The sequence below is a fragment of the Achromobacter sp. 46006 genome, assembly GCF_059761975.1.
Map to the genome: position 1 here is coordinate 32,677 of NZ_JCBANN010000034.1, position 24,220 is coordinate 56,896.

Annotated in this window: 22 protein-coding genes; 9 read left to right on the forward strand and 13 right to left on the reverse strand. The window is 63.9% G+C overall.

Translation table 11 applies throughout. The annotated features are described in order from the left end of the window. Nucleotides 1-41 precede the first annotated feature (41 nt). Nucleotides 42-1,094 (reverse strand): WD40/YVTN/BNR-like repeat-containing protein, encoded by a 1,053-nt coding sequence (locus AC6LKG_RS16825; RefSeq protein ID WP_498166074.1) that lies wholly within the window; start codon nucleotides 1,092-1,094, stop codon nucleotides 42-44. A gap of 297 nt (nucleotides 1,095-1,391) precedes the next feature. Between AC6LKG_RS16825 and gstA the strand changes: the two genes are divergently transcribed. From gstA to AC6LKG_RS16840, 3 genes are all read left to right on the forward strand, one after another. Next, entirely contained in the window at nucleotides 1,392-2,027 is a 636-nt protein-coding gene (gene gstA, locus AC6LKG_RS16830; RefSeq protein ID WP_498166076.1) for a glutathione transferase GstA, read from the forward strand. A 53-nt stretch (nucleotides 2,028-2,080) separates the two neighbouring features. Further along, the gene (locus AC6LKG_RS16835; protein WP_498166077.1) at nucleotides 2,081-3,049 is read left to right on the forward strand and encodes a Bug family tripartite tricarboxylate transporter substrate binding protein; all 969 of its coding nucleotides are present in this window, start codon (nucleotides 2,081-2,083) and stop codon (nucleotides 3,047-3,049) included. A 223-nt stretch (nucleotides 3,050-3,272) separates the two neighbouring features. Continuing rightward, nucleotides 3,273-3,563: a hypothetical protein gene (locus tag AC6LKG_RS16840; protein ID WP_498166078.1), complete on the forward strand. Its 291-nt coding sequence runs from the start codon at nucleotides 3,273-3,275 to the stop codon at nucleotides 3,561-3,563. A gap of 122 nt (nucleotides 3,564-3,685) precedes the next feature. On the opposite strand, the gene AC6LKG_RS16845 is transcribed toward AC6LKG_RS16840, so the two are convergent. Further along, nucleotides 3,686-4,132 (reverse strand): carboxymuconolactone decarboxylase family protein, encoded by a 447-nt coding sequence (locus tag AC6LKG_RS16845; RefSeq protein ID WP_498166079.1) that lies wholly within the window; start codon nucleotides 4,130-4,132, stop codon nucleotides 3,686-3,688. A gap of 140 nt (nucleotides 4,133-4,272) precedes the next feature. Here AC6LKG_RS16845 and pdxR point away from each other — a divergent pair, with 140 nt between their 5' ends. Beyond that, on the forward strand, nucleotides 4,273-5,691 hold the full coding sequence (gene pdxR / locus AC6LKG_RS16850) for a MocR-like pyridoxine biosynthesis transcription factor PdxR (RefSeq protein WP_498166080.1): 1,419 nt from the start codon (nucleotides 4,273-4,275) through the stop codon (nucleotides 5,689-5,691). 285 nt (nucleotides 5,692-5,976) lie between these two features. Here the strand turns inward: pdxR and AC6LKG_RS16855 are convergent, their stop codons facing one another. The 7 genes from AC6LKG_RS16855 to AC6LKG_RS16885 form a co-directional block, all read right to left on the reverse strand. Then, nucleotides 5,977-7,293 (reverse strand): FAD-binding oxidoreductase, encoded by a 1,317-nt coding sequence (locus tag AC6LKG_RS16855; RefSeq protein ID WP_498166081.1) that lies wholly within the window; start codon nucleotides 7,291-7,293, stop codon nucleotides 5,977-5,979. After that, nucleotides 7,290-8,738, reverse strand: coding sequence for a sulfatase family protein (locus AC6LKG_RS16860; RefSeq protein ID WP_498166082.1), 1,449 nt, complete (start codon nucleotides 8,736-8,738; stop codon nucleotides 7,290-7,292). Before AC6LKG_RS16860 ends, AC6LKG_RS16855 begins: the two co-directional genes overlap by 4 nt. A gap of 39 nt (nucleotides 8,739-8,777) precedes the next feature. Continuing rightward, complete coding sequence (locus AC6LKG_RS16865; protein WP_498166103.1) at nucleotides 8,778-9,650, reverse strand: tripartite tricarboxylate transporter substrate-binding protein; 873 nt, start codon at nucleotides 9,648-9,650, stop codon at nucleotides 8,778-8,780. A gap of 181 nt (nucleotides 9,651-9,831) precedes the next feature. Then, nucleotides 9,832-10,785, reverse strand: coding sequence for a LysR substrate-binding domain-containing protein (locus AC6LKG_RS16870; protein ID WP_498166083.1), 954 nt, complete (start codon nucleotides 10,783-10,785; stop codon nucleotides 9,832-9,834). Between the two features lie 357 nt (nucleotides 10,786-11,142). Then, nucleotides 11,143-13,620 (reverse strand): TonB-dependent siderophore receptor, encoded by a 2,478-nt coding sequence (locus AC6LKG_RS16875; protein ID WP_498166085.1) that lies wholly within the window; start codon nucleotides 13,618-13,620, stop codon nucleotides 11,143-11,145. A gap of 121 nt (nucleotides 13,621-13,741) precedes the next feature. Then, entirely contained in the window at nucleotides 13,742-14,722 is a 981-nt protein-coding gene (locus tag AC6LKG_RS16880; RefSeq protein ID WP_498166087.1) for a FecR domain-containing protein, read from the reverse strand. Next, nucleotides 14,719-15,222 carry a sigma-70 family RNA polymerase sigma factor gene (locus AC6LKG_RS16885; protein WP_498166105.1) on the reverse strand — a complete coding sequence of 168 codons (504 nt, stop codon included), beginning with the start codon at nucleotides 15,220-15,222 and terminating at the stop codon, nucleotides 14,719-14,721. The genes AC6LKG_RS16880 and AC6LKG_RS16885 overlap by 4 nt, the downstream gene beginning before the upstream one ends. Before the next feature lie 397 nt (nucleotides 15,223-15,619). On the opposite strand from AC6LKG_RS16885, the gene groES reads away from it, so the two are divergent. Beyond that, nucleotides 15,620-15,907: a co-chaperone GroES gene (groES, locus tag AC6LKG_RS16890; RefSeq protein WP_006385977.1), complete on the forward strand. Its 288-nt coding sequence runs from the start codon at nucleotides 15,620-15,622 to the stop codon at nucleotides 15,905-15,907. A 37-nt stretch (nucleotides 15,908-15,944) separates the two neighbouring features. Further along, nucleotides 15,945-17,585: a chaperonin GroEL gene (groL, locus tag AC6LKG_RS16895; RefSeq protein ID WP_498166089.1), complete on the forward strand. Its 1,641-nt coding sequence runs from the start codon at nucleotides 15,945-15,947 to the stop codon at nucleotides 17,583-17,585. Between the two features lie 103 nt (nucleotides 17,586-17,688). Here the strand turns inward: groL and argE are convergent, their stop codons facing one another. The 4 genes from argE to AC6LKG_RS16915 all read right to left on the reverse strand — a co-directional run bounded on the left by argE (nucleotide 17,689) and on the right by AC6LKG_RS16915 (nucleotide 21,090). Continuing rightward, entirely contained in the window at nucleotides 17,689-18,864 is a 1,176-nt protein-coding gene (argE, locus tag AC6LKG_RS16900; RefSeq protein WP_498166091.1) for an acetylornithine deacetylase, read from the reverse strand. 7 nt (nucleotides 18,865-18,871) lie between these two features. Beyond that, a complete protein-coding gene (locus tag AC6LKG_RS16905) occupies nucleotides 18,872-19,858 on the reverse strand; it encodes a LysR substrate-binding domain-containing protein (protein WP_498166093.1) in 987 nt (328 codons plus the stop codon). 119 nt (nucleotides 19,859-19,977) lie between these two features. Continuing rightward, nucleotides 19,978-20,649, reverse strand: a complete 672-nt coding sequence (locus AC6LKG_RS16910) for a DUF1028 domain-containing protein (protein WP_498166094.1) — start codon at nucleotides 20,647-20,649, stop codon at nucleotides 19,978-19,980. A 27-nt stretch (nucleotides 20,650-20,676) separates the two neighbouring features. Further along, nucleotides 20,677-21,090 carry a RidA family protein gene (locus AC6LKG_RS16915; RefSeq protein WP_498166096.1) on the reverse strand — a complete coding sequence of 138 codons (414 nt, stop codon included), beginning with the start codon at nucleotides 21,088-21,090 and terminating at the stop codon, nucleotides 20,677-20,679. 298 nt (nucleotides 21,091-21,388) lie between these two features. Here AC6LKG_RS16915 and AC6LKG_RS16920 point away from each other — a divergent pair, with 298 nt between their 5' ends. The 3 genes from AC6LKG_RS16920 to AC6LKG_RS16930 all read left to right on the forward strand — a co-directional run bounded on the left by AC6LKG_RS16920 (nucleotide 21,389) and on the right by AC6LKG_RS16930 (nucleotide 24,186). Further along, entirely contained in the window at nucleotides 21,389-22,414 is a 1,026-nt protein-coding gene (locus tag AC6LKG_RS16920) for an ABC transporter substrate-binding protein (RefSeq protein WP_498166098.1), read from the forward strand. A 100-nt stretch (nucleotides 22,415-22,514) separates the two neighbouring features. Continuing rightward, nucleotides 22,515-23,369, forward strand: a complete 855-nt coding sequence (locus AC6LKG_RS16925; protein ID WP_498166100.1) for an ABC transporter permease — start codon at nucleotides 22,515-22,517, stop codon at nucleotides 23,367-23,369. Nucleotide 23,370: 1 nt separating this feature from the next. Then, on the forward strand, nucleotides 23,371-24,186 hold the full coding sequence (locus AC6LKG_RS16930) for an ABC transporter permease (RefSeq protein ID WP_498166101.1): 816 nt from the start codon (nucleotides 23,371-23,373) through the stop codon (nucleotides 24,184-24,186). The last annotated feature ends 34 nt before the right edge of the window (nucleotides 24,187-24,220 follow it).

A 24,220-nucleotide genomic window follows, 5' to 3' on the forward strand; every position in this document is an offset into this window, starting at 1 on the left:
CCGCCACCGCGGACGCGGCCGGCGCGGCGGCGCCGAGGCGGTCAAGTGGACGGGCTCTGTAATCTGGATTGAGGGTGGGCCTTGACTGGCGCGACGAACGGTGTCCAGGCCACGGCTGTGATCTCACTGAAATCACGCCACTCCTTGAACCAACTGCGCCCGCCATCCATCGACCGGAACAAATGCCCATACTTCGTGCCTGCAAACACGAGCGACGGATCGGCCGTATGCGCGCCGAAGGCCCAGAAGGTCGAGTTCGGCGTCGAGTGCAAAATCGCGCAGGTCCAAGTGCGGCCACGGTCTTCGGAGCGATATATCCGCGTCCGCGTGCCAGGCGTGCCATCTCCGGCCGCCAACAATAGGGTGTCCTCGCCCCCGGGCAGTGGCTGGATCGTGCGGGTGTAGTACATGCCATCGAAGCGATCCGCCGAACTGGCGCCCTGCCAGGCGCCTTCGCCGCTGTCGACGTTGGTGTAGACCGAATTGACGGTGCAGATCAGATGCGTGCGCGGGGCCGTACCGCGCGCCGGCAAAACGCTGATGGCGTGGATGTCGCCACTGACGATTCCGTTGGCTGCCGAATCAATCCGCTGCCAGGAATCGCCCCGGTCACGGCTGCGCCAGGCGCCGCCCTCCTCGACGCCGAACCAGACCTCGCCATTGGCGGGGTCCACGGCAATCGACAGGATACGCGGCCGATTCACACCGGCACAGAACTCCGGCAACTCGACCGGCAACGTTTCCCACGTCTGGCCGCCATCGGCGGAGCGGAACATGCGCGCACGCGACGGTGCCCCGGTCCCCGCGTAGATCAGCGCGGGATTGCTCGGATCCAATGCCAGGGCCCAGACGGTCTGCCCATTGGCCGGCGACTCCAGCCGCTGGAAGTGCGCCCCACCGTCGGTACTCAGGCAGATACCGGTATCCGCGCCGGCGAACACACGGGCGGGGTCGGACGGGTCGACCGCCAGGCAGCGCACGACGCCGTCAAACTCGATCGCCTCCTTCAGACCTAGCCGATGCCAGCTCGCGCCGTTGTCGTTGCTTCGCAATATGCCCTGCCCCGCAGTCCCCACCAAGATCGTGCCTTGCATGATGTCCTCCTTCCCCTTTTAGGAAATAAGTGCTCGGCCGGTCCCGACCGCCCCCCGGCGCTCACCAAAGGCCGGCTGGCCTTCGATATGGCTCAAGAAGCCGCCGACGTCAGGCCATTGGCGAGACAAGCGTTTCCCCTAGTTGGAAACAACCTCGAGTCACGCAAGAATTGTAGTACTGAATTAATTATTTTTCTATCTTGGTACTACGATTTAAAGATAGACCGAAGTTTCAATCCGATGCCGAGCAGCCCCGCATCCCGCTGCAGCTTTGGCACGTCACCTGGGAAAACTGACATGAAGTTCTATCACGAGGTACGGGGTTGCTCCCTGGCGGTCGATATCGTTGCGCGCGAACTCGGCATTGCGTTGGACCTGCAATGGGTCAACATGCGCACCAAGCGGTTGGCTGATGGGACCGATTACCTGCTGATCAACTCAAAGGGTACGGTGCCCACCTTGCAATTGCCCGACGGGCAGTACCTCAGCGAGGGTGCCGTCATCATGCAATACCTGGCCGACCAACAGCCCGGCACGACCTTGTTCGCGCCGCCCGGGTCGCTGATTCGCTACCGCATCATGGAGTGGATGAGCTTCATCGCGGCGGATCTGCATAAAGGCGGCTTCATGCCGCTGTTCAAAGCCACCACGCCGCCCGAGTACAAATTGATCGCCCGCCAGTATCTGCAAGGCCGGCTGCAATGGCTCAACGACCAATTGGCGGAACGGGACTTCCTGATGGGCCGCCACTTCACGATTGCGGACGCGCACTGCTACACCATCGCCATGTGGACCCGCGCCCACGACATCGACACCGCCGCATGGCCCCATCTGGAAGCCTATCTGCAGCGGGTCGGCACCCGGTCCAGCGTATGCGCCGCCGAACGGGCGGCCCATGAAGAAGGCGTGCGTCAACGCGCGGCCCAACCGTAACGCCATTGTTCGCCCCCCCTTTTGGGACATACCCGTTCCCTTTGGAGAACCCCATGAAAATGCTGCTCCGTTTGGTCTTCCTGTGCCTGAGCGCGCTATGCGCCGCCCAGGCCGGCGCCACCGGCAATCCCGCGGGCCCACTACGCCTGGTAGTCGGCTTTCCTCCAGGCGGGGGCACCGACGGGGCCGCCCGCATCATTGCGGAAAAGCTCCCCTCGTTCCTGAACCAACCCACGATTGTCGAGAACCGGGGCGGCGCCGGCGGCACGCTGGGCGCATTGAACGTGGCGCGCGCCACCCCAGATGGCAACACACTGTTCTTTGGTACCAGCGCCGAGATGATCATCAACCCGGTGACACGCAAGACGGCGCCGTACGACGTGCTCGAGCAATTCACGCCAATAGGCGAAGTGGGCAGCGTCAGTTTTGTCCTGGTCGTGCCCGCCTCCTCGCCCATCACCAGCGTGCAATCCCTGATCGCCCGGGCCAAGGCGCAACCCGATCGCCTGAACTTTTCGTCGTTCGGCATCGGATCAACCAATCACATGCTTGGCGAGCTGTTCCTGTCACGCACCGGGATCAGAGCGACCCATATCCCCTACCAAGGCAGCGCGCCGGCAATGACCGCATTGTTGGCGAACGAGGTCGACTTCACCTTCGAAACCGCGGCAGTCGCCTTGCCTCATATCAAATCGGGAAAGCTGCGCGCGCTGGCTACGCCCTCCCCCGCACGGCTGCGAGACCTGCCGGACACCCCCACCCTGACAGAGCTGGGCTTCCAGGACCTGGCCGCGGAAGGGTGGATGGGCGTATTCGCACCCGCTAACATGGCGCCTGACGTAGTACAACGGCTCAATGCAGCCTTGAACTCCGTATTGCATATGCCCGATGTGCGGGAAAAGCTGACCGCAAGAGGCGTGGAAGTGTCGCCGGGCTCAGCCGGACAATTCCGTGACATGCTTGCGACCGAGCAAGGAAAATGGCGGCGTGTGGCCCAAGAGTCCGGCATCTCGCTAGACTGAAAAGCCGCTGCTCGTCCCCACGCACATCATCGAAAACCCAAGGCCCGTCCCGAAACGATCGAACGCGACCCAGCGTCCCTCAGTATCCTGCACTGGCTGCGCGCGGTGTCGATATTTGGCTTGCTGCGGGTTGGCTGGCACATGACCGGACTGGACGACCACCAGGTTCCCGATAATCTTCCACGTAGGCATAGAGCCTACGCGCCGCACGCACTGTAAAAAGATGGGCAAACGTCCCGGCGACGGCTTCGCACGCATAACCCTATCCGCCGAAAGCGGGATTGAAATTCCCACAAGCTCGCTCGATGCTCGAACCGAGCGAGCGCTGACCCAAGCCTTGAACGCCCTGTCGAAGAACCGGACCACCATCACAATCGCGCACCGGCTATCGACCGTTCGCCACGCCGATCTGATCTTGGTGCTGCAATCGGGGCGGATCGTGGAACGTGGCACCCATGAAGCACTGCTGGCGCAGCGTGGCGTCTATGCGGGGCTAATCCGGTCTTCTTCGTAGACCGTGTCAGAGATACGAGCGCAACGAGATGAGTCGCGTCGTCGGGCGCACCAGCGGCGCCCAGGATTCCGCAATCTTCTGGCCACCCAAGCATCTCTCCAAATCTGCGCGCGGAAGCCAGATCACAACCGGGCGGCGACAGGAAGCCGAAACGGCGCACCCAGTCGATTGAATGCATTCATCGCCGCGATCGTGATCGTAAGGTCAACCAGATCCTTGGGCGTGAAGTGCGCCGAGGCGGCGGCATACGCCTCATCAGAGGCATGCGTTTCGCTCACACGGGTCACCTCCTCAGCCCAGGCCAGCGCCGCGCGCTCCTGCTCAGAAAACAGGTCGCCCACCTCGTCCCATACCGGTACCAACGTGATCTTGTCGATCGACATGGTTTTCCGGAGATCGCGACTGTGCATGTCGATGCAGTGCGCGCAGCCGTTTATTTGCGACACGCGGAGGAACACAAGATGCACGAGCTCCTCCGGCAGGTTCGTCTTCTTCGTGACGTAGTGGTGGATACCGAACAGTGCCTTCGCGCCTTCAGGTGCGATCTCTTGCCAATTCAAACGGGTCATCACAGTCCTTTCCTGTCGTTGATGATGCGTCGCGTCGCGGCCGGCTATCGACTTCGAGCGCGATCCATGTCATAACCGGACATTACTCCAGCCGGCATTGGAGAAACAGGCCCAAAATACGCCGAAACGACTGACCCAAGATGACTAACCGCAATACGCCAAAAGGGCTGTCCATCCAGGTGGACCGCGCCGCCGTCGCGCCAATTGGCGACCAGATCCATGCGAGCCTGCGACGCGCAATCCTCGACGGCCGGCTTGCGCCGGGGCAGCGTTTGCCTTCCGGTCGGGACCTCGCGGCGCAGCTGGGCGTCGCGCGCGGCACCATCCGCGTGGCTTACGATCGGCTGATCGCCGAAAACCTGGTATTCGGCGCCGGCCCCGCAGGCACACGCGTATGCGCCAGGTCAGCCGCGGGTGAAACGGTCGACGAGGAGCCAATCGACAGGCCCTTGGCGGCATTCACACGCCCATTCTCGAGCGCACCGCTGCCGTTCCAAATGGGCGTACCCGCTCACGACGCGTTTCCGGCCAAGCTCTGGGCCCGCATGTGCACGCGTGCCGCACGCGACGACGCCATCACTTGCACCGCCTACGCTGACCCGCGGGGCGAACCTGCGCTGCGGGCCCGGATCGCGAGCCACCTTGCGATTAGCCGGCAGATGCAATGCCATCCCGACCAAATCATCATCACCAGCGGATACCGGCAGGGCTTGCTGCTTGTCCTGACGGCGCTGCGCGCTTACGGGCGCAAGGCGTGGATCGAGGAGCCAGGTTATCCGCTTGGAAGACGCGGGCTCGAACTGATCGGCGCCGCGATCGAACCCGTGCCCGTTGATGCGCAGGGGCTGCGCGTGGAAGATGGCATCGCCCGCGCGCCCGACGCCATACTGGCGTTGGTCACACCGGGCCAACACGCACCGCTGGGCGTGACGCTGTCGCGAGCGCGAAGACACGCCTTGCTCACCTGGGCCGCGTCAAGCGGCGCCTGGATCATCGAAGACGACTATCTTGGCGAACTTCAGCTCGATGGCCGCGCCGCACCGGCCCTTGCGTCAGGCGCAGGCGCCGAGCGCGTGGTCCACATCGGGTCGTTCAGCAAAACGCTCAGCCCGGCGCTTGGCCTGGGCTTCGTCGTCGCCCCGCGTTCGCTGGCCGAGCGCCTGATCGAGGTTGCCGCTGTGTTGGCGCCGGCACCGAACCGGACTACCCAGTTGGCTGTCACGGAGTTTCTATCCAATGGGCACTTCCTGCGGCACCTGCGGCAGATGAAGGCGCTCTATACCGAGCGCCGCAACCTCGCGCTAATGCATGTGAGCAGGTTTCTGCCAGGCGCGCTGGCCGCTGGCCTGGGCGTAATCGCGCCGCTGCGACAGGCCTGCGACGACATTGCCGTGGTGCGTATCGCCCGCGCACATGGCCTTGCGCCTTCGGCGCTCTCTGCCTGGCATATCAGTCGCCCCCATGCGCAACGTGGCCTGCTGCTCAGCGTGACGAACCTGCACCGCGGCAACATAGGCACCACATGCGCGACGCTTGCAAGAATCGTGGAATCAAATTGATGGGCCACTCACACCGCCGGCCAGGATTCGCGTTCACAGCGTTGCCTGTCGAAGTCCCGCCTCGCTGCGCGGCAGCGGCCCGCATTCTCGACGATCCAGGGCCAAAGCGGCGCCCTGCGAACGAGCAACTCGATGCCGGCTTCGGAGATCTCATCCTCCACCCTGGGCGGTACCTCTTCGAAGTCATGACGGAACACCAAGCCGTCAACCTCCCTGCGTCCGTTTCAATCTATCGGCGAAGATGAGCGCAATGCTTGCGGGCTCGGCCTCGCCGCCCGCATGTCGTCAATCGAAAATACGGCCCGGGTTCAGCGTATCGTTGGGATCAAGCGCGCGTTTCAGACGTTTGAGCAGCGCAACTTCACCTTCGCTACGGGTATACGCCAGAAACGGCTTTTTCAGAAAGCCGATGCCATGCTCAGCGCTGACAGTACCGTGCCGGCCCCGCAGCGCGTTGTAGACGAGTTCTTCCACGTTCTGCCATTCGTCTTGAGCGTGCGGGCCGGTCAGGATGTGGATATTGTTATCTCCCAAGTGGCCGAGGAACAGATGGGTCGCGTCCGGATACCGCTTTTTCAGCGCCGTCTCGACCTCAGCCACGTACCGCGCCATCTCGGCCCAAGGCAAGCCGCAGTCAAAATTCACCGTGGGCTTGAGTGCCGTCAGGAGTTCGGGAATGCACTCCCGCAAGCGCCAGAATTTGTGCGCATCCGACAAGCTGGAAGCTATCGCGCAATCACTGATTGTGCCCGCCTCCAACGCCTGTTCCAGCGCGCTTTCCAGCGCCACCTGAGGATCCGCGCCAGCGACACCGCTCGCCTGTATCAGCACGCTCCAGGGCGCATCACCGGACAGAGGCAAAGGCACGCCCGTCAGGTCCGCCGCCCTCTGCAGAAATTGCGCGGACATAAATTCATAGGCGGTCAGCTGCGGGCCCAAGGTCTTTTTCAGATGGCGCAGCAACAAGGTCATGGACTGTGTGTCTGGCACTTGCACCAGCGCCGTAGCCGGCGCGCCCGGATCAGGCTGCAAGCGCAGGGTCAGTCGGGTGATCACGCCGAGAGTTCCTTCAGACCCGATGAACAAATACCGCAGGTCCAGGCCGGAGCTGTTTTTCACCAGGCGCGTCAGTGACGTCACGACAGATCCATCGGGCAGGACCGCTTCCAGTCCCAGCACCGAATCGCGCATCGTGCCGTAACGCACCACCTGCGTGCCGCCGGCGTTAGTGGCCGCATTGCCGCCGACCTGGCATGTGCCGCGCGCGCCCAAGTCCACCGGAAAAAACCAACCGGCCTCGGCCGCGGCTTCTTGCACGGCTTGCAAGGTGGCGCCGGCCTGCACCTGCATGATCCCTTCAACCTCGTCGATGGATTCAATGCGATTCATGCGTTCCATGTTGATCACCACATCGCCATCGCCCGGCACCGCGCCGCCGGCCAGCCCCGTCAGGCCGCCCTGAATCGTGATCTTGCGGCCATGCAGGTCGGCCTCGCGAACAAGCGCCGCCACCTCCTCCGTGGTCGTAGGCCGATGTACCGCGCTGGGCACGCCGCGCGTCAGACCGCTCCAATCTTTGAGATATCGTTCATCCACATTCATGCGGTCTTCTCCACGGTGGGCGCGGGCGTCGCCCCGCTAGCCCCCATCGTCGACGCGCTTTCGGCCCCCCCCACGCGTTCGATCAACGCTGCCTGGTCCGACTTGGCCTGCCTGTCGACGTCTTCCGGGTTGCAGATGGCATACAAAGAAGCCTTCATGTCGGCCAGCACGCCAGCATGAGCGGGGTCGCCTGCCAAGTCGTGCAATTCGCCGGGATCCGAATCCAGGTTGAACAGTTCGGGCTGGAAGCGCACATAGTGGTGATACTTCCACGGCCCTTTGCGAAGCATAAAGCCCGCCGTATTGCTACCAGCAGCATGGTATTCGCTCAGAATCGCACGTGTCGTATCGGTCGGCTGTCGCGCGATATCGAAAAGCGATTTTCCTGGACGCGCTCCCTGATGCGGAGCAGGATCCACGCCGACTGCCTGCAACAGCGTCGGGTAAAGATCCAGCAAGTCCACCGGCGTCTCGCAGACAGTGGGCGCCACGTCCGGGCCGGCCAATATCATGGGGATTCCGACGCTTTCCTGATATAGCGTGGACTTTCCCCACAAACCTCGCGCTCCGACGTTATCCCCGTGATCGGACGTATAGACGACGTGGGTGGAGTCGGCCAGGCCCAATGTAGCGAGCTCGTCCACGATACGGCCCACGTTGCTGTCCAGGAAGCTGCACAGCCCGTAATACGCCAGGAAGGCGTTGACGCGTTCCTCATCGCCCTGGAACGTTTCTTCGGTGCGCTCGAATTCTGCATAAGCCTGCACCCAGGGATGGCGTTCGTAGCCATCTTTCGGGTGCAGCTTGGCCTGGGGAATCTGTCTCGGCTCGTACAGGCTAAAGAACTCCTGCGGCGCAATCAGCGGGAAATGCGGCGCGACGAGCCCGACGTACAACGCAAACGACTGGCCACGCTCGGCCGCCGCTCGCAGCCATTGCAGCGTGCGCGCGGTCACCGAGCGGTCATAGGACGTATAAGGCGATTCGCCCATGCCGATGCGATCACCCATCATCCGCTTGCGGCCGGCAACGGGCAGATAAGGATCGCGGATGGAGGCCCACACCATGCCATGCCCCCCAACCACATGCATGGGGATATGTTCGGCATCGAAACCGACTGGATCCTCCTCATTGCGATAGTGCAGCTTGCCTATGCTTTCCACATTGATGCCATGCTCCTGAAGCACATGTCCCCACCCTTGCGGATCGCCCAGGTACGGCATGGCATTGTCCCAGTGCCGGGTCTGGTGCACGCGATGGCCGGTGGCAAATGCCGCCCGCGCCGGCACGCAGATCGGACTGGGCGTGTATGCGTTCGGGAACCGTGCGCCGCGCGCTGCCAGCGCATCCAAATTGGGCGTCTTGATGAACGGGTGCCCGGAACAGCCCATGAATTGGGGATTGTGTTCATCGGACATGATGACGACGATGTTCTTGCCTTTCATTTCTGCTTCCTGAATTTAGCCAATGGCGCGCGCACCACATCAAGTCTCGGGGCGATATCCGCTCTCTTTTACGACCCCGTCCCAAAACGCATATTCACGCTCGAGCTGTTGCTTCAAGGCGGCGGGCTCGGTGACTCTGGTTTCGAAGAACTGCTGCCGCATGACCTTTTCAAACTCCGGCGAGCGCACGGCTTTTGCCACGGCGCCAGCCAGTGCATTAGCCTGGTCGGCTGGCATGCTTTTGTGGCCCAGCAAGGCGAAGTACTCGGCGACCGTCAGCGCTGAATAGCCCGCGGCAGCAAACGTGGGTACGTCAGGCAGCTCGGCCGACGGCGACGTCCCCGTCGTGGCCAGGATGCGGATCTTGCCGGACTTGTGCATCGGAATCAGGTTGGGGAGCGTCGTGATCAGCGCGGGCAACGTGCCTCCCACCGTGTCAGCCAGTGCCGGCGCGCCTCCCTTGTACGGAATGGGCGTCAATGCGACCTTGCTAACGTTGCCCAGCATGATGCCCAGGTAATTCATGACCGTGCCCGCGCCGGGGGTGCCAAAGGCGGCCATGCGCATGTCCTTTTGCGCCAGTTGCAGGAACTCCTGCAGTGTCCTGGCCGGACTGTTGGCTCCCACCGCCAACCCAAAATTGAACTGGCTGGCCGTGCCCAGCGGCGTGAAATCCGACGTGGTATAGCGCAGGTCCTTGTACAGATGAGGAAACAGCGTCAGATTGGTAGAGGGCGTGAACAGCACCGAATTACTGTCACTGCCTCCCGCCAAGAGCGTATCCACCGCAATGCGCCCACCCGCGCCCGCCTTGTTCTCTACGATGGTGACGTACCCCGATGCCCGCATGCCCTCCGCCAGCGCGCGCGCCACGAGGTCGGCCGCGCCGCCTGGAGCGAAACCGACCAGCATGCGCAAAGGGGGATTGGCTCGTGCCCACCTGGCAGGAGCCGTGCTACAGCAAACGGCGGCGGCGCCCAGGGCACCCAGAAATTTTCTGCGTGGAACTTGCATGCTTGTCTCCATATTGGCGTTTTATGCCGCCATTTTGGAGGTAGCGTACGATCGGGCGCAGCCTAAAGACAAATATTATTTATCTGTGTTTCGCATAAGTTTTTTTGTATATCAACGATCCACGCAAGACTTTGCTATCGACTAGGGTACGCAGTACTGCCATCAGCGCCTCTTCAACAGCCAGGACCGCGCTGCCAGGCGTGTCTTCCGCAGCCCGCACGATCGACTGCATACGCTTGAGCGATGGACGCAGCAACTGCCGCTCGCCTACCGCTTCGGCGCCGGCTCCCAACTCCAGTCCGACGCTATCGGGCAGGATTGCAAACGCGACGCCATCGCGCACCAAGGCAAAGTTCAATGCGGGATCGTTAATTTCATATTTCACGTTCAACGGGCAACCCAAGTCCACCGCCGTGCGCTCGACCAGCCGGCGCAGATCGTGGTCTCGGTCCGGCGCGACCAGGGGTCGAGACCCGATTGCAGAAAACGCGATCGTCTTGCCAGGCCGGTCGAACATCGATTCCAGGCCAAACAACGAAAATCCTTCCTCGTACACCGGATTGCAGTACAAGCCGGGCAATTCAAACGCATTAGGCATAAGCGCCAAATCCAGTTGTCTGGTCTCCAGGGCCGCGCGCACCTGGCTGGAGAGCGCCGATGACAACAACAGGCGCACCTCGGGATACTCCTGTTCCACTTGCCGTATCAACGGCGCGGCCACCACCTGCGCCAACGAGCGCGCCAGGCATACGCGCACCGGTCCCCGCGGCTTTCCCGCTGGACCCACCACGTCGGTTTTCAACGACTCGAGCTGGTCCAATATAGAGGCCGCGCGTTGCTGCAGGCGCTTTCCTTCCGCTGTCAGCGTGACGCCTTTGGCATGCCGCTCGAACAAGGCTACGCCCAACTCGCCCTCCAACACCGCCACGTGCTGGCTGAGCGCGGGCTGGGCGATACGCAGCGAGCTGGAGGCCAGCGACAGACTACCGCTGCGGGATATCTCTAGAAAATAACGAAGCTGGCGTGGAGTCATGGTTCAGGAATAGAGGATCATGCATGCGGCGCCGAAGTTCAGGCGCTGCCAGCGACGGTTCACAGGATATCTGCAGACGCAGGGCTCGGGGGATTCACGCCCCCCTCCCGCGACATCATGATACCCAGCGGCGACGTCGTCCAGGCCTGATCCGCCGGCAGTCTGCGCAAACTGTTTGGACTCGCGCCAAGGCGGAACAGCGGCCATTCATAGAGCCCGTTAGAACGACAAATCGGCATTGCGCCCATCGTCACCATCATTAGTCCGCTCGCGGCCAGGAACGCCCATTCGGCTACACGAACGACCTGGATCATCGAACGGCCCAACTCCTCGCCTGCTGCACGCGGTTCGATGACGTCACCAGCTATAGCTGAGTGTCCCCACCACGGCGCGCCGGTTGCCGTAAAACACGGACTGATCGTAGAAACCCGGTGTGAAATAGCGCTTGTCAAAGAGGTTGGTCGCACTGATCGAAGCGCGCAAGCCCTTCAGATCTGGGCTCAACTGGCCCAGGTCATACCGCACCACCGCATCGACCAGCGTATACCCGCCAATCTTGACCGTATTGGCCGCGTTGTAGGACGACCCAACATAGCGCACCCCTGTGCCCAGGCCCAGGCCGGAGAGAGGCCCGGTGCGCACGGTGTAGTCGACGAACAGACCCGCCATGTGCCGCGGCACCGACGCTGGGCGCAGGCCCTTCTTGCTAACGCCGGTGACAAGATTGGCGTTGTCCTTGGTGATCTCGGCATCCAGGTAGGTGTACGACGCCGCCACGTTCAGGCCAGCAGCCAGCGAGGTCTTGGCTTCCAACTCCAGCCCGCGCGAGCGCACCTCGCCGTCCTGCACCGAATAGCCGGAGTACACAGGGTCCGCGGTGGTGACGTTTTGCTGAGTCAACTGGAACAGGGACGCGGTGATCATGCTGTCGGAACCCGGGGGCTGGTACTTGATGCCGACTTCGTACTGCTTGCCCTTGGTCGGATCGAAATTGCCACCGCCCCGTGCCGGCGCCAGCGTGCCCGAGGCGGGCTGGAACGACGTGGAGTAGCTGACGTACGGCGCGATGCCGTTGTCGAAAAGATAGGTCAGTCCGCCGCGGCCGGTGAAGGCCTCAGAATTGACCTTGCTGGAAGCATCGGACAGATAGTCGGATTCCTTGTTGGTGGCCCAGTCGTAGCGGCCGCCCAGCGTCAGGATCCAGCGTCCATAGCGCAGTTGGTCCTGCGCATACAACCCGGTCTGATAGACCTGGCTCTTGCCGTCCACCGATTTGAAGCTGTTCCACGTGGTGGTGTTGGTGTAGACGGGATTGAAGATATCCACAGTGCCGTTGGTGCCCCCGGTGCGGGACTCGCGGCCGGAATAGTACCCATAGTCCAGGCCGGCCAGAACGGTGTGCTGCACGGCGCCCGTCGACATGCGGCCTTCGACATTGGTGTCGACGAGGAAGGTGTCGGTGCTTTTCGGGCGGTCCTGCATGCCGAACGTGTAGTAGCGCCCATCGGTCAGTTGCGCGCTGTTGCGCGCACCGCTGGACACGTAATCCACGTCGGCATGCGTGTACCTCGCCTTCTGACGCACGGTCCAGTTTTCCGTGGCGGCAGTTTCGATTTCATAGCCGACCGAAGTATTTTCAACCGTGTAATGCGTCAGGTCGGGTTGCCCCAGGAAGACGTTCGACGGGAAGCGGCCCGCCGGATTGTCATTGACGGTGCCGCTCAGCGGGAGGCTCTGTTCCGAACCGCCGCGCTTGGATTTCTGGTAGCTGGCGTAGACGGTGACGCTGGTCCGGTCAGTGGGACGCCATGTCAGCGACGGCGCCAGATAGAGCCGGTCGTCGGGCGAATGGTCAACCTGGGTGCCACTGTTGCGCGTCACGCCGGTGATGCGGTAAAGCCACTTGCCCTCCTGGTCCATCGGGCCCGCAAAATCGAACGCGGCCTGGCGGCGGTCAAAATTACCGCCCTGCAACTCGATTTCATGCAGCGGCGTTTCGGTCGGGCGCTTGGTGGTCATGTCGACCAGCCCGCCCGGGGCGATTTGCCCATACAGCACGGAGGATGGCCCCTTGATGACGTCGATGCGTTCCAGCCCATAGGTCTCGATATCGATGTCGTACTGGTTGAACCCCGCGCGCAGGCCGTCCCGGAACGTCGAGAACAGGTTGAAAGCGCGGAACCCCCGAAGGTAGATGTCGGGCGCGCCTTGCCCACCCGGGTAGTCGATGGCGCGAATGCCGGGTGTGTACGCCACGGCAGTATTGAAGTTCTGTACTCCCCGCTGATCCATTTCTTCGCGACTGACGACGCTGATAGCCTGCGGAATCTCGATCAGGGGCGTATTGGTCTTGGTGCCGCCCGACGAACGCAGCGCCACGAAGCCGTCGTCGGCAGGCCGCTCGGTGGAGGCGGTCACGGCGATGCTGGGCAGGGTGACCACGGACCCCGCCGCGGGCAAGGCCTGCAGCGTATAAGCGCCCTGCGCGCCGCGGACGGCCTGTAGTCCACTACCCGCCAGGGCGACCGCGAAGCCCGCATCCACCAAATACGCGCCACGCACGCCAGCAGAGGTCAGGCCGCGCGTTAGCGCCGCGTCGAACGAAATGGCCACGCCGGCTGCGCTCGCATACTGGCTGATCACCTGGGCCAGCGGCCCGCCAGGAATGTCGTAGCGGCGGGCGGTGGACTCGGAGGCCATGACGGCGCCTTGCGCGCGCAGCATCGGCGAGGCAAGCAGGGCCGACGCCATGAACGACAGCGCCAGGCGGGACGGCAAGGCGCGCAGGCGCATGCCGCGGACGGAAACAGCGTGAACAGACGGGTTGTACGACATGAAGTCTCTCAGGAAGACGTGAAATAAGGGTTTCTGCCTGAGAGGACGAACGAGACGGCCCGAAGACGCAAATTCTTCGAAAATAATTTCTGCGCGGTTCGGGGCTCGGCATCCGCACGCATCAACGCGCGACAAGCCGGGTCCAATAGCCCAGCACGCGCGCGGTCTTGACTGGAAAGCCCTGCGTCAACGCGGCCAGGGCCTGATCGGCGTTGTCCAGCGGGAAAGAGCCAGACACCAGCAGTTGGGCAATGTCGGCGTCGCACCCCAGGCCGCCGCGCAGGTATCTGCCCAGCTCGGCCGCCAGTTGGCCCAGCGGCATGTCCAGCACGACGAGGTTGCCGCTAGTCCATGACGCGGTGGTGATGTCGTTTGGTTGGGGGGCTTCGATGGTGTCGCGGCTGAACCGCGCCTGCTGGCCAGCATGCAGGACGACGGCGCCTTGCCCTTGTGCGGGCGCAATGCGGACGGACTTTTCCAGGACGGCTACGCGGGTCCAGCCATCTTCGGTCCTGACCGTGTAACGCGTGCCCAGCGCGGTGGCCGTGCCCTGGCGCGTGCGCACGAGGAAGGGGCGCGGGGTGGCGGCGGGGTCGGGATGCGTGGAGACCAGAATCGCGCCCGATCGCAGATCCAGGATACGGGCCTGGGCGTCGAACGAGACGTCGACGGAGGTATCCGTGTCCATCAGCATGGACGAGCCGTCTGCAAGCCGGATGTCGCGCCGTTCGCCGACGGCGCTGCGGTAATCGGCAGTCCAGCCTTCCCACGGCAGGGTGCGCCAACCCAGCCAGGAGGCGGCGCCGGCGCCCGCCCCGAGGCCGATGTTACGCAGCACGGTGCGGCGCGCCGCCTTGGCCGGGGCCAGTGTGGGACGGGCGATGCTGCCTGGCAGGCGGCCCATCTGGCGACAGACCTGCTCGACCTTGCCCCATGCGGCGCGGTGGGCGGCGTCGCTGGCGAGCCAGTGGCTCCATGCTTGGCGATCGTTGGGAGTGGCGGCTTCCGAACTCAGCCGCGCATACCAGGCGGCGGCCTCGTTGACGGCGCGCAGTTCCCGCGCGCTCGGCGTTGTGTCCGCTGGCGTTGGCGTGCCGCTCACGGCAGCAGCAGGCAGCAATGCGCCATGGCGCGCGCCAGATAGTTATCCACGCTACGACGCGATACCCCCAGACGCCGGGCAATCTCGGCATAGGGCAGGTCTTCGCACTGCGCCATCAAGAAGGCCTGCTTGACCTTCAATCCGAGTCCGTCGAGCATGGCGTCGATCTCGATCAGGGCGCTACGCAACACGGCCTGCGCTTCGAGCGAAGGCACCTCCTGCGGCGGGAGTGCGGCCAAGACCTCGAGATAGGTTCGCTCCAGCGTTTGGCGCCGGAAAAAATCGATCATCAGGCTTTTGGCGATGGTCGCCAGATAGGCGCGCGGCTCCCGGATCTGGGCGACGGGGTCGGCGCTGGCCGCGCCGCATCGACCGGTATGCGCCTTCAACACCCTGACGAAGGTGTCCTGCATTAGATCCGCCGCATCGAACGGATCGCCCACACGACGGCGCAACCACCCCAACAGCCACCCGTGGTTGTCGCTGTAAAGCGTATGCATCGCTGACGCTGCAGCGGGAGGAATGGTGGACACCAGGCGCTCCGGATTGAAAATTCAGTAATGAGAATTACTATCAATTTTCCATCAAACCCGCGGATTTTTGCAAGCCGCGGCCGTGGGCGATATGGGGCGGAAGCGGTCTGCCGTCGTAGCCAGCGCGCGCCTGATTGAATGAACGCTTATGAACCGAAATTCAGCTTGGATGAATTTATTAGGGGCGCAACAACCCTCGCGATTGATTCCGGGATTTCCTCCCCGCTATATGTAACAGCCCCCTGCCCCCCCCTTGAACCCCGCCACATCATCCCTATAATTAGCACTCGACTCCGGTGAGTGCTAACAATCCTCCCGGGCCCAACCGATCATTCACTTTCTTCTTAAGTAACAGGAGTTCCTCATGGCCTTGCGTCCCCTGGGCGATCGCGTGATCGTCAAACGCCTCGAAAACGAGCGCAAGACTGCGTCGGGCATCGTCATCCCCGACAGCGCCGCTGAAAAGCCCGACCAGGGTGAAGTCGTGGCCGTCGGCCCCGGCAAGAAGACCGAAGACGGCAAGATCCTGCCGGTCGACCTGAAGGCTGGCGACAAGGTTCTGTTCGGCAAGTACGCCGGCCAGGCCGTCAAGGTTGACGGCGAAGAGCTGCTCGTCATCCGCGAGGACGAAATCCTCGCCGTGGTCCAGTAAACCCTGCCTCAAACGAATTTTCGAAGGAAGCTAACAAATGGCTGCCAAGCAAGTACTGTTCGGTGACGACGCCCGCGTGCGCATCGTCCGTGGCGTGAATGTCCTCGCCAACGCCGTCAAGACCACCCTGGGCCCCAAGGGTCGCAACGTCGTGCTGGAGCGCTCGTTCGGCGCCCCGACCGTGACCAAGGACGGTGTCTCCGTCGCCAAGGAAATCGAACTGAAGGACAAGTTCGAGAACATCGGCGCCCAACTGGTCAAGGACGTCGCCTCCAAGACCTCCGACAACGCCGGTGACGGCACCACCACCGCCACCGTGCTGGCCCAGGCCATCGTTCAGGAAGGCCTGAAGTACGTTGCCGCCGGTTTCAACCCGATCGACCTGAAGCGCGGCATCGACAAGGCTGTCGCCGCCGCCGTCGCCGAACTGAAGAAGCAGTCCAAGCCGGTCACGACCAGCAAGGAAATCGCCCAGGTCGGCTCGATCTCGGCCAACAGCGACTCCTCGATCGGCCAGATCATCGCTGACGCGATGGACAAGGTCGGCAAGGAAGGCGTCATCACCGTCGAAGACGGCAAGTCGCTGGAAAACGAGCTGGACGTCGTCGAAGGCATGCAATTCGACCGCGGCTACCTGTCGCCCTACTTCATCAACAGCCCGGAAAAGCAAGTCGCCGCGCTGGAAGACCCGTTCGTCCTGATCTTCGACAAGAAGATCAGCAACATCCGTGACCTGCTGCCGGTGCTGGAACAAGTCGCCAAGTCGAGCCGTCCGCTGCTGATCATCGCCGAAGACGTCGAGGGCGAAGCCCTGGCGACCCTGGTGGTCAACAACATCCGTGGCATCCTGAAGACCACCGCCGTCAAGGCGCCTGGCTTCGGCGACCGCCGCAAGGCCATGCTGGAAGACATCGCCATCCTGACGGGCGGCACGGTGATCTCCGAAGAAACCGGCATGTCGCTGGAAAAGGCCACCCTGGCCGAGCTGGGCCAGGCCAAGCGCATCGAAGTGGGCAAGGAAAACACCACGATCATCGACGGCGCTGGCGACAGCAAGTCGATCGAAGCGCGCGTCAAGCAGATCCGCATCCAGATCGAAGAAGCCACGTCCGACTACGACCGTGAAAAGCTGCAGGAACGCGTGGCCAAGCTGGCCGGCGGCGTTGCCGTGATTCGCGTTGGCGCTGCCACCGAAGTCGAAATGAAGGAAAAGAAGGCTCGCGTCGAAGACGCCCTGCACGCCACGCGCGCTGCGGTGGAAGAAGGCGTTGTGGCCGGCGGCGGCGTGGCCCTGCTGCGCGCCAAGCAAGCCATCACCGACCTGAAGGGCGACACGCCTGACCAGAACGCCGGCATCAAGCTGATCCTGCGTGCCGTCGAAGAGCCGCTGCGCACTATCGTCACCAACGCCGGCGAAGAAGCCAGCGTGGTGGTCAACACCGTGCTGCAAGGCAAGGGCAACTACGGCTACAACGCCGCGACCGGCGAGTACACCGACCTGGTCGAGCAAGGCGTGCTGGACCCCACCAAGGTGACCCGCACCGCCCTGCAGAACGCCGCCTCGGTCGCCAGCCTGCTGCTGACCGCCGAAGCTGCCGTGGTCGAACTGGCCGAAGAGAAGCCCGCTGCCCCGGCCATGCCCGGCGGCATGGGCGGCATGGGCGGCATGGACTTCTAAGTCCCGCTTCCCCTGCACGGCCGCCCCGGCTTCGGCCGGGGCACGCAGTACCCCGAAAAACCCCCGGACCTTCGCCCCGGGGGTTTTTCTTTTGGCGCGCGCCTCAGTCGCAGAGATAGTCCGTCAGCCGCGCCAGCATGGCGTCGCAGGCTTCGATCTGCGCGATCTCGACATACTCGTCGGCTTTGTGGGCGACTTCGATGCTGCCGGGCCCGCACACCAGCACCGACGTCCGCGCCCATAGTTGCCCGAACAGCCCGCCCTCGGTGCCGAAGGCGACCTTGGTGCAGGACGTGCCCGCGGGCAGCATCGATGCCAGCAAGCGCACCGCGGGCGCTTGCTCGGGCACCGACAGGCCGGGGTAGGCATTGCCGGCAACGATCTCGGGCGGCGCCGCCGCGGGCAGCGCCTGGGCCTCGCGCATGCGGTCCTGGGTGCGTTCCAGCACGCGGGCGAGAATCCGGTCCGGCTGGTCCTGCGCCACGTTGCGGATCTCGAAATCCACTTCGCAGTCGGCCGGCACGATGTTCAACGCGGTGCCGCCCCGCACGGTGCCCACGTGCACGGTCGAATAGGGAATGGCATAGCCGGCTTCGCGCGGCCCCTGCTCGGCCAGTTCGCGCTGCACGTCGCGCAGCGCGCCGACCAGGTCGGCGGCGGTATGAATGGCGTTGACAAAACGCGGCGCCAGCCCCGAATGGCCCGCCTGGCCGCAGCAGCGCGCGCGGTAGGCCGCCTTGCCCTTGTGGCCGGTGCCGATCTGCATCAGGGTGGGCTCTCCCACCACGCACAGCAGCGGCTGCGGCTCCATGCCCTCCAGTTCGCGCAGCAGGTGCCGCACGCCGACACAGCCGATTTCCTCGTCGAAAGACAGAGCCAGCAGCAGCGGCCGTTTCAGCGGCCGCTGCGCGGCCCGCACCATGGCCATGACCGCGCAGGCCACGAAGCCTTTCATGTCGGCCGCGCCCCGCCCATAGAGACGGCCATCGCGCTCGGTGGCCTCGAACGGCGGCGTGCTCCAGGGCTGGCCGTCGACCGGCACCACGTCGGTATGGCCGGACAGCAGGATGCCAGCCATCTCGCTGGGACCGACGCTGGCGAACAGATTGCAGCGCGTTGCATCGTTCGGGTCCGGCACCCGCCTCGAGGCGATGCCGGCATGCGCCAGCACTTCCTGCACACGATCCATCAGGCCGGCATTGGAGGTGAGGGTGACGGACGGAAACGCGATCAGTTCGCGCAGCAGCGCCAGGCTGGTTGGCGGCAGGGGACGGCTCATGGCGGACTCAGGTGGAAGCGGCGTCGGCGCCCGCGGCGGGGCCTGACATGTAGGGATCGAAGAAACTGGCGGCGCTCATGCCCGGGATGTACTGGTCGGAGATGTAGGCGCGGCAACGCTGCATGAATGCCTGCGCCAGCCGCGACGGCTTCATCGGCCGGTAGGTGGCCAGGCCCAGCAGCATCGGCCGGTGCTCGCCCGCCAGGCGCAGGCGCACCAGCCGCTTGCCGTCCAGCGACTGGGTCGACCTGGGGCGCACGTTGAACAGCGCGTAGCCGATGCCATTGGCCACCATCGAGCGGACCACGTCTTCCGAGCGCGAGCGCGCCACGATGTTCGGCTCCAGGCCGGCCTTGGCGAACAGCGACAGGAAATACTCGCGGCTCATGGGCAGGTCCAGCAGCACCATCGGCAATTGCGCCAGTTCGTCCAGCGTGACGGCGACCTGCTGCGCCAGCGGATGCAACTCGCTCACCAGCACGTGCGGCGGCATGTGCGCCAGCGTCTCGAAGCTGATCTCATCGCCCAGTTGCAGGTCATAGGTGATGGCAAGGTCGATTTCCAGCAGATGCAGGCGGTTGATCAGTTCCTGCTGGTCGCCTTCGGCCATATGCAGCTCGACCTTCTCGAACGCGCGCGAAAACCCGAAGATGACCTCGGGCGCGATCATGGCGGCCAGCGGCTGGAAGCAACCCACGCGCAGCACGCCCTGGATGGTGTCGTTGGAATTGGAGGCGATCTCGTAGAGCCGCGAGGCGCGTTCGAGCAGGTCTTCGCATTCCTGCATGACCTGCGTGCCCAGCGGCGTCAACGCCAGCCCCTTGGACGGATGGCGCACGAACAGTTGCACGCCCAGCTCGGTCTCGATATGGGCAATGGCCGCCGAGATCGACGGCGGCGAAATGTGGATCTGGGCGGAAGCCGCGGCGATGCTGCCATGCTTGGCGGTCGCCACGAAATACTCCATCTGCCGTAGGGAAATGCGGTTGAGCATGGGTCCGACTTGAGGAAACAGGGTCAATAGGTTGGCGCGCGCGCGGCGGGGCACGCAAAGTATCCCCTCCTGGCGCGGCGCCCGGCAAGATTTTCCTCAGCCGCGCCCAGCCGCCTGGTTCAGAGATCCCCCGGGACGCCAAAACTCGGCGCATCGCGCGGATCCCGGGCCCGGGTCAGGTAGGCGGGGATCTGCGGCTCGTACAGCTTCCAGGCGGCGTACAGCGCTTGCACCGGCCCGTCCTCGACCCAGTCCAGGCGCAGGTCGACCATCGGCCATTCCAGATCCTGGCACACCAGCAGGCCGGCCGAGTGCACCGGTCCCGCCTCGCCACCGGCGGCCTGTCCGGCCAGCAGCGCCAGCATCAGCCGCTCGGCCAGCGCGCCCTCGGCGCGCTCGAAGGCCGCCAGCATCGCCGCCGGCACCTCGGTCGAAGCCAGCATGTTGCCGGCGCAGGCGGCATCCGCGCCGGCGACGCCAGCCAGCGTGCCCAACGCGCTGGCGCCCGTGAAGATGGCGGGCGGATGGGTGGCGTCGAGCGCCATCAACTGCCGGTAATCAATGAATGGGCGCTCCCGCAGCCGCGCCAGCGCCTGGGCCGGGGTCTGCCCGGCGGCCATCAGGTCCAGGGCCAGCGGCCCCAGCGCCGGATCGGTGATGTTCTGGCTGACCGCCGCGCCGACGCCGGCGCGCACGCGTATGCAGCGCGCCGCCACGGCGGGCGAGGACGACGACACGGCGGCGCCGAACTGGCCGGTCGCGGGGCAGCGGGCAATGATCGAAAAAGTCATGGTTGCGGACCTGTGGCTGGCGGGAAATCAGTCGGGGATGACGGCGGTGGCGTCGATCTCCACCAGCCACTCGGGTCGGGCCAGCGCCGACACCACGATGCCGGTCGATACGGGGAAAACGCCCTTGAGCCAGCGGCCCACCACACGGTAGACCGCTTCGCGATAGCGCGGGTCGATGATGTAGATGGTGATTTTGCAGATGTCCTCGATTTCTCCTCCCGCTTCCTTCAGCAGCATGGCGATGTTGGCCATGGCCTGCTCGGCCTGGCCCGCGGCGTCGCCGATGCACACGCTTTCCGAGGTGTCCAGGTTCTGCCCGATCTGCCCGCGCAGGAATACCGTGCTGCCGCGGGCCACCACCGCCTGGCACAGGTCGTTGTCCAGGTTCTGCTCGGGATAGGTGGCCTTGGTATTGAAGGTGCGGATGCGCTTGTGTTTCATGGTCGCTCTGGGAATGAGGCCTGCGGGCAGCGGCGCGCGGGTCGCGGCGCCAGGCTCGGCCGGGACTCCATCTTCGAACCGGGCGGCGCGGGGCGCCTATTTGTTTTTTCCGGGGTCCGGTCTCGGAATTTCCGACCCGGGGCGGCGCGACCGCCGCCCCATCCGGGTTAACGCGGCGCCTCAGGAATTGCGAGCCAGGCCTAAGGAAAAGGCGACTTGGCCCGCGCCCACCCCTCTTCCATCATCTGGGCTCAAGTCGGCGGCGTTCGGCGGACACAAAACACTCAAGGGGTTTGCAATGATTCGACAACTAACCGTAGCCGGTCTTTTTTCCACCGTGCTGCTGGCCAATGTGGCCTGGGCCGAGGATGCGCTCGTGGTCAGCACCTGGGGCGGCAGCTTCCGCGACCTGATCGATGAGAACATCGGCAAGGAGTTCACGCGCCAGACCGGCGTGCCTGTCAAATACATCACCGGCGGCACGATCGACCGCCTGAACAAGGCCAAGCTCGCCAAGACGCCGGAAAGCGACATCACCTTCACCACTTCGCACATCGGCTGGCTGTATGTCGACGGCGGCCTGTTCGAGAAGCTCGACACGGCCAAGCTGCCGAACTACGCCAACCTGGTGGACCGCGCCAAGGTAAGCCCGTACCACATCGGTAGCTGGGCCTATGTCTACACGATCGGCTACCGCCCCGACCTGGTGCCCAAGGACATCAAGTTCGACAGCTGGAATGACCTGTGGAACCCCGCGCTCAAGGGCAAGCTGTCGGCACCCGACTTCGATCCGAGCCACATCATCACGGTGGCGGCCCTGCTGTCCGGCGGCAACGCCGCCTCATGGGAAAAGGGGACGGAAAAACTCAAGGCCCTCAAGCCCAACTTCAAGGCGTTCTACACCAACGACGCCAACAGCCAGCAACTGATCGCCACCGGTGAAACCCCGGTACAGATCCTGCTGTCGATGAATGCCTATTACATGATGGGCCAGGGCGTGCCGATCAAGGTCGTCATGCCCAAGGAAGGCGCCGTGCTGGGCATCGACACCATGGGCATCATGAAGGGCAGCAGCAAGGCCGACCTGGCCTACAAATTCATGAACATCGCACTGTCGCCCGAAGTGCAGTCCAAGATCGTGGCCTACAAGAAGGCCAGCCCCGTCATCACCAATGCCAAGGTTTCTGCCGAAGATGCCGCCTTGCCTGGCGTCTTCACCACCAAGGAGCAGTGGGACAAGCAGGCCATTGTCATCGACGACAAGCTGCGCGCCGAGAAAACGGCGACCTGGCGCAAGTGGTTCACCGAAAACATCATGAACTGATGGCGGTACCGTCGCGTGCCGCGCCCGCGTCCCGGTGAACTGCCTTGCCGGGACGTCGGCGTTGCCGCGCGCATCAACCCACACGGGAATCTGACGATCTATGAATACGCGTTCCGGCCTGAGGGGATGGCTGATCTCGCCAGCGGGGTTCGTCGCGCTGTGCATCGTCGTGGCGATGGCCGCGGTGCTGCAGTTCAGCGTGCGCGCCTTCATCCCCGGCTCGATGGCTGTCGGTGGCCTGACGCTGGCCAATTTCTCCGGACTGGGCAAGTCCATTTACCTGACGGCTTTCGCCAATACGCTGCTGCTGAGTATCGAAACCACGGTGTGCTCGCTGCTGGTGGCCTATCCCCTGGCCTATGCCATGGTGCGCGTGCGCAACCGCCTGCTGAAGTCCTTCATCCTGATCGTGTCGATCACGCCGCTGTTCCTGGGCGAGATCGTGCGCACCTATTCGTGGATCATCGTGCTGGGCAGCAACGGCTTCATCAATACCGTGCTGCGCAAGCTGGGCCTGATCGACCTGCCGCTGAACCTCATGTTCACGCACCTGGGCGTGCTGATCGCGCTGGTCCATGTCACGATACCGGTGGTGGTCCTGATGCTGGCCACGGCCATTTCGCACATCGACCGCGACTATGAAAAGGCGGCGCAGAGCCTGGGCGCAGGGCCGGTCCGCACCTTCGTGACGGTCACGCTGCCGCTGTCGATGCCCGGCATCATCGCCAGCATCACCACCGCCTTCGCCTGGACCTTCAGCGCTTTCGCCACCCCGCAGATGATCGGCGGCGGCCGCGTTCCCACCGTTTCCACGCTGGTCTACCAGCTCGGATTCTCATCGATGAATTTCCCGCTGGCCGCCAGCTTGAGCGTTTCCGGCCTGGCCCTGACGGTCATGTCGCTGATGCTGCTGGGCCGCGCCACCAAGCGCCTCAAGGCATGGGGAGCCCACTGACATGGCCCACAAACCGTCCCTGCCGCTGCGCCTGGGCGCGCCGCTGCTCATCACGCTGATCCTGGCCTTTGTCCTGCTGCCGGTGTTCGTGGTCACGCTGGCCGCGTTCAACGACAAGGCCCTGCTCACCTTTCCGCCGCAGAGCTGGTCGCTGCGCTGGTTCGCGCGGGTATTCACGTATCCCGACTTCCAGCAGGGCTTTCGCGCCAGCCTGGTGGTCATGGCCTGGACCTCGTTCCTGGCGCTGTTCATCGGCACCGCGCTGGCGATCGCCGTCAAGCGCATGGGATTCCCCGGCAAGGACCTGCTACAGGCGATCCTGCTCTCGCCGCTGGTGATTCCGCACTTCACGCTGGGACTGGGCCTGTTGATACTGGTGGCGCAACTGGACATGGACCGCGGCTACGGCCTGGTGATCCTGTGCCATGTCATGCTGGTGCTGCCGTTCGTCATGCGCAGCGTCTATGTTTCCATGGAGAACATCGACGAGCGCCTGGAACAGGCCGCCGCCAGCCTCGGGGCCTCGCCCTTGAAGGTGCTGTTCACCGTGACGGTGCCCCTGCTGGCGCCCGGCCTGTTCGGCGGCTGGCTGTTCGCCGCCATCATGTCCTTCAGCGAATTCACCGCTTCGCTGTTCGTGACCACCCAGGCGACCCAGACACTGCCGGTGTCCATGTACAACTATGTGCGCGAGTTCGCCGATCCGACCCTGGCGGCGCTGTCGGTGGTCTACATCGCCACGACGGCAAGCCTGCTGGCCTTCGCCAACTATTTCCTGGGTCTGGGCCGCATCCTCAATATCGAAGAGACGCATTGAATAAGGGCGTGAAAAGGCGGCGCGGACATTGCGG

Excerpts from the sequence above, each read along its gene's own strand:
- AC6LKG_RS16930 (WP_498166101.1), top strand. The coding sequence starts at position 23,371 with ATGGCCCACAAACCGTCCCTGCCGCTGCGCCTGGGCGCGCCGCTGCTC.
- pdxR (WP_498166080.1), top strand. The coding sequence starts at position 4,273 with ATGACTAACCGCAATACGCCAAAAGGGCTGTCCATCCAGGTGGACCGC.
- AC6LKG_RS16835 (WP_498166077.1), top strand. The coding sequence starts at position 2,081 with ATGAAAATGCTGCTCCGTTTGGTCTTCCTGTGCCTGAGCGCGCTATGC.
- gstA (WP_498166076.1), top strand. The coding sequence starts at position 1,392 with ATGAAGTTCTATCACGAGGTACGGGGTTGCTCCCTGGCGGTCGATATC.
- AC6LKG_RS16910 (WP_498166094.1), bottom strand. The coding sequence starts at position 20,649 with ATGACTTTTTCGATCATTGCCCGCTGCCCCGCGACCGGCCAGTTCGGC.
- AC6LKG_RS16875 (WP_498166085.1), bottom strand. The coding sequence starts at position 13,620 with ATGTCGTACAACCCGTCTGTTCACGCTGTTTCCGTCCGCGGCATGCGC.
- AC6LKG_RS16925 (WP_498166100.1), top strand. The coding sequence starts at position 22,515 with ATGAATACGCGTTCCGGCCTGAGGGGATGGCTGATCTCGCCAGCGGGG.
- AC6LKG_RS16840 (WP_498166078.1), top strand. The coding sequence starts at position 3,273 with ATGGGCAAACGTCCCGGCGACGGCTTCGCACGCATAACCCTATCCGCC.
- argE (WP_498166091.1), bottom strand. The coding sequence starts at position 18,864 with ATGAGCCGTCCCCTGCCGCCAACCAGCCTGGCGCTGCTGCGCGAACTG.
- AC6LKG_RS16905 (WP_498166093.1), bottom strand. The coding sequence starts at position 19,858 with ATGCTCAACCGCATTTCCCTACGGCAGATGGAGTATTTCGTGGCGACC.
- AC6LKG_RS16860 (WP_498166082.1), bottom strand. The coding sequence starts at position 8,738 with ATGAAAGGCAAGAACATCGTCGTCATCATGTCCGATGAACACAATCCC.
- AC6LKG_RS16865 (WP_498166103.1), bottom strand. The coding sequence starts at position 9,650 with ATGCTGGTCGGTTTCGCTCCAGGCGGCGCGGCCGACCTCGTGGCGCGC.
- AC6LKG_RS16845 (WP_498166079.1), bottom strand. The coding sequence starts at position 4,132 with ATGACCCGTTTGAATTGGCAAGAGATCGCACCTGAAGGCGCGAAGGCA.
- groL (WP_498166089.1), top strand. The coding sequence starts at position 15,945 with ATGGCTGCCAAGCAAGTACTGTTCGGTGACGACGCCCGCGTGCGCATC.
- AC6LKG_RS16855 (WP_498166081.1), bottom strand. The coding sequence starts at position 7,293 with ATGAATGTGGATGAACGATATCTCAAAGATTGGAGCGGTCTGACGCGC.
- AC6LKG_RS16870 (WP_498166083.1), bottom strand. The coding sequence starts at position 10,785 with ATGACTCCACGCCAGCTTCGTTATTTTCTAGAGATATCCCGCAGCGGT.
- AC6LKG_RS16920 (WP_498166098.1), top strand. The coding sequence starts at position 21,389 with ATGATTCGACAACTAACCGTAGCCGGTCTTTTTTCCACCGTGCTGCTG.
- groES (WP_006385977.1), top strand. The coding sequence starts at position 15,620 with ATGGCCTTGCGTCCCCTGGGCGATCGCGTGATCGTCAAACGCCTCGAA.
- AC6LKG_RS16825 (WP_498166074.1), bottom strand. The coding sequence starts at position 1,094 with ATGCAAGGCACGATCTTGGTGGGGACTGCGGGGCAGGGCATATTGCGA.
- AC6LKG_RS16885 (WP_498166105.1), bottom strand. The coding sequence starts at position 15,222 with ATGCATACGCTTTACAGCGACAACCACGGGTGGCTGTTGGGGTGGTTG.
- AC6LKG_RS16915 (WP_498166096.1), bottom strand. The coding sequence starts at position 21,090 with ATGAAACACAAGCGCATCCGCACCTTCAATACCAAGGCCACCTATCCC.